We start from the raw sequence: 3,898 nt of genomic DNA, 5'->3' as shown, positions 1-3,898 counted from the left end.
GTTATGGATACAAACATGGCCGATTGATATTAAATGCCGTTTTAGGTGGTTGTAAAACGCCAGAAGACTTTAGGCCCAAATCAGAATGCAATTCGATGAAAAGAACTAATGAATAAATAGCCAATGGTATGGCAGCTGGCCTTTAGGGCCACTGCTAATACCACTGGCTAATATTAATAAAAAAAATGGATGAATATGGGTGTAATTGAGAGAGGGGGATATATATATTTTATATTAAATAAAATGTAACTGTTCAGGTCATTTTCACCTGACCTAATTATTTTTCTGGACTAACCTTTTCGTTTGTGGCAATATTAATGACATGAACGAAATAATTTCATGTCAAGGTCGGCTTCTCAAGCAAACAGATCTCAGCTGGTTACGCAGTGTGGTTCAAGATCATCCGGCTTGGAGCCGACATAAAATCACCAAACATATTTGCTCTAAATGGGAATGGCGTACCCATTCCGGGCAATTAAAAACATTTGCCGCTCGAAGTATGATCGATAAGCTTGAGCAGCGGGAGCTTCTTGATCTGCCCTCGATCCGTACTTCTTGTAGACGACCGGCACGGCCTCCCTTCCCATCGGGATTCATTGCCCCCAAACTAAACGCTATTGAAAAATCTCTTAAGGATCTTACTCCTTTATCTGTCAGTATTCCAGTCCCGAACTCTTATGAAGATAGCTGTGTGGGGTATTATTTAAGCCGCCATCATTACCTTGGGTTTAACCGAACAGTCGGTGAAAATATAAAATACCTGGTACGTGATCGCTCCGGCCATGATGTTGCCTGTCTTCTCTTTGGTTCTGCCGCCTGGAAAACAGCTCCGCGAGACTCTTTTATTGGCTGGGACCAGAAAACACGCGAAGAAAATATCAATTTGATTACCAACAATACACGATTTCTTATTCTCCCCCACGTACGAGTCCCTCACCTTGGCAGTCATATCCTTGGTTGTATCATGCGCCGTATTCAACAGGATTGGACAAATAAATACGCCCATCCAATCCACATGGTTGAGACTTTCGTTGAGCGTAACCTCTTTAAAGGAACCTGCTACAAAGCAGCAAACTGGCAAGTCATCGGACAGACCAAGGGCCGATCCAGGCAAGATCATCATGCAAAATTGTCGGTACCGTTAAAAGATATTCTCCTGTATCCTCTGACAAAAAACTTCAGACAGGCTTTGTGCCAGAGGGAATCATGATCTTCACCCGCGAACAATTACTCGCGATTGCCCAAGTTAATCCTGAAGCTCTCGTGGATATCAACCTGGCCCTTCAGGAACAGGTGCAAATACTGACAAAACGAGTTCTTCAGCTAGAAGAACAAATTTCCAAAAACAGTCAAAACAGCAGCAAGCCTCCTGCCTCAGATGGGATAAATAAGCCTAAACCAAAAAGCCTTCGTAAGCGATCTGGAAAGAAACATGGTGGCCAAAAAGGACACAAAGGTCACAGTTTGCAGAAGGCAGAAAATCCTGACATCATTATTCCCCTCAAAGTTACAACCTGTTCCTGCTGTACCGATCTTTCTCACGAGCCTGTCGTCAACTATGATTGCCGGCAGGTTTTTGAAATACCGGAGCCTAAACTCGATGTAACCGAATACAGAAGCGAGATGAAAAGATGTCCTCAATGTGGCCAAACAACAAAAGCTCCTTTCCCGGAAGGTGTTAATGCCCCTGTGCAATATGGCCAAAGATTCAGAGGCTTGCTTGTATATTTACAAAATCAGCATTTTATTCCCGCTGATCGTTTAAGCCAATTGGTATCCGACCTCTACGGACCATCGGTCAGTGTTGCAACAATTCTTGATGCCTCAGCCCGCAGCTATAACAACCTTGCCTCTTTTGAGGAAAATCTCATTGATGGTCTCGCCAAAAGCAAGGTGCTTCATGTTGATGAAAGCGGGGTGCGCACAGCAAAAAAACTCTACTGGCTGCACAGTGCCAGCACCGAGTCATTAACATTTTACGGTGTTCATGAAAAACGTGGCAAAGAGGCAATGGATCATTTCCAGATCCTGCCCAACTATAAAGGCCGCCTCATCCATGACTTCTGGAAACCATATCTGAATTACGATTGCAACCATGGCCTATGTAATGCCCATCTGTTGCGTGAACTCACCTTTATATTTGAACAGCAAGGACAAATATGGGCAAAAAGGCTGTTTGATCTCCTCAATAAAATGAACGATTTTGTCCGCACCCAAAGCGCCCAACTTACCCCAAAGCAAAAGGATCCATACATCAAGCAATACCATCAACTCTTGTCTGATGGGTGGGAAACCAACCCCTTACCCCAAAAGCCACCCCCGAAAAAAAGAGGACGACAAGCAAAGTCAAAAGCGCAAAATCTCCTAACCCGATTAAGCGACTTTGAGGGTTATGTGCTTGCTTTTCTACATGATATCAATGTGCCATTCACAAATAACCTTGCCGAACAAGATATTCGTATGATAAAGGTTCGTCTTAAAATATCGGGCTGTTTTCGCTCCGTACATGGGGCTGAACATTTTGCCCGCATTCGAAGTTATCTCTCCACAGCAAGAAAACAGGGGAGAAACATCCTCGATTCTATTACTGCTGCAATTAAAGGGCAGCCTTTCCTGCCGGTTGCACAGTTTTAATCCATTACTTGACCTGAACAGTTACAATAAAATATATATTATATCCTTCCCTTCACTCATTCAATTTCCAACCTGCACAAATTTACAAATTCCATTTCCAGAAAAAAAGAAAAAGAAAATAAATATTTTCACCTTTGTTGTGAGCATTTGGCCTTTGGGGGCCAATGCTTCACACAAAGGCTCATGTTTGATTTTATGGCCAGGTTATCCAATTGAGATTTTCATTCAGCAAAAGGAATAGGAATTGGGGTGTCTAGAATATACAGGATATACCTGAGGCGTGCTTAGAGGCTACACAACGACTCGAAAAGTGCTTTTGGATACAAACGTGCTCGGTTGATCTTTAATCGTGTGTTGAGAGGCTCTAGGTGATCCTGAAGCCCTTAGCTTGAAATCAGTATGAAATTTATGGCCACAAGAAGGACAGGCCATTAACATCCCGCCAATATCAGCGGGTACACGTAGCTGTTGATTGCACTTGGTACAATTTCTTATTATGTTCTCGGCCATGTGTATATTATCGGTCAATTTTCACTCAACAACAAAAGGAAACTAACAATGAACAAATCAGAACTTATTGCAGCAATGGCAGAATCAGCAGACCTCACAAAAGTAGATGCAGAAAAAGCTCTCAACGGAGCGATGGAGACAATCACTGGTGCCCTGGCAAAAGGTGAAAGTGTTACGCTAGTCGGATTCGGTACTTTTTCTGCGGTAAAACGAGCTGCCCGTATTGGTCGTAATCCAAGTACAGGTAAAGAACTTAAGATTGCAGCAAAGACAGTTGCTAAGTTTAAAGTCGGTAAAAGTTTGGCTGATGCAGTAAATTAGTCGACTGCTGGTTTGGTTGTTTTGGTCTGAATTTCTATGATCCTATTGGGAAAGATAAGCTGCCTGTATGGGATTGCTGCTGAGCAACATTATCTTTGAGGCCACCAAAGCCACTGAGAAAATATATTAGCATTAAAAGATACAACTGCGTGTTTCCCCATTGGTGTTGGTGGTTGTCCACCAAGGCCACCAGCCACCAATGGAGAATTAATAACTTCATTTCAAAGTAAAATAATTTCCTATGATAACAATGATAATCTCAGGAGGCCAGACTGGTGCAGACCAAGCCGGTTTAGACGTTGCAATCAAACATAATCTCCCCCACTGTGGCTCGATCCCTAAAGGCAGATTGACTGAAGACGGCCCATTGGATGAGAAATACCAACTTACAGAAATGCCAACCGACAGTTATCCTAAACGTACCGAACAGAAC

At 42.9% G+C, this 3,898-nt stretch carries 4 protein-coding genes; all 4 read left to right on the top strand.

Going from position 1 to position 3,898, the window contains the following annotated elements; genetic code table 11:
• Nucleotides 1-322: 322 nt before the first annotated feature.
• Nucleotides 323-1,210 (top strand): DUF4338 domain-containing protein, encoded by an 888-nt coding sequence (locus HQK80_15880; protein ID MBF0223672.1) that lies wholly within the window; start codon nucleotides 323-325, stop codon nucleotides 1,208-1,210.
• Nucleotides 1,207-2,634 (top strand): IS66 family transposase, encoded by a 1,428-nt coding sequence (locus tag HQK80_15875; protein MBF0223671.1) that lies wholly within the window; start codon nucleotides 1,207-1,209, stop codon nucleotides 2,632-2,634. Before HQK80_15880 ends, HQK80_15875 begins: the two co-directional genes overlap by 4 nt.
• Nucleotides 2,635-3,192: 558 nt before the next feature.
• Nucleotides 3,193-3,465, top strand: a complete 273-nt coding sequence (locus tag HQK80_15870) for an HU family DNA-binding protein (protein ID MBF0223670.1) — start codon at nucleotides 3,193-3,195, stop codon at nucleotides 3,463-3,465.
• Nucleotides 3,466-3,706: 241 nt separating this feature from the next.
• The coding region (locus tag HQK80_15865; GenBank protein MBF0223669.1) for a hypothetical protein at nucleotides 3,707-3,898 on the top strand (192 nt) is incomplete at its 3' end.

This window comes from Desulfobulbaceae bacterium (assembly GCA_015231515.1).
In the GTDB taxonomy this organism is placed as follows: Bacteria; Desulfobacterota; Desulfobulbia; order Desulfobulbales; family VMSU01; genus JADGBM01.
Note: the sequence above shows the minus strand (reverse complement) of the source record. Positions and strands in the feature narration are given on the sequence as shown.

Excerpts from the sequence above, each read along its gene's own strand:
- HQK80_15875 (MBF0223671.1), top strand. The coding sequence starts at position 1,207 with ATGATCTTCACCCGCGAACAATTACTCGCGATTGCCCAAGTTAATCCT.
- HQK80_15880 (MBF0223672.1), top strand. The coding sequence starts at position 323 with ATGAACGAAATAATTTCATGTCAAGGTCGGCTTCTCAAGCAAACAGAT.
- HQK80_15870 (MBF0223670.1), top strand. The coding sequence starts at position 3,193 with ATGAACAAATCAGAACTTATTGCAGCAATGGCAGAATCAGCAGACCTC.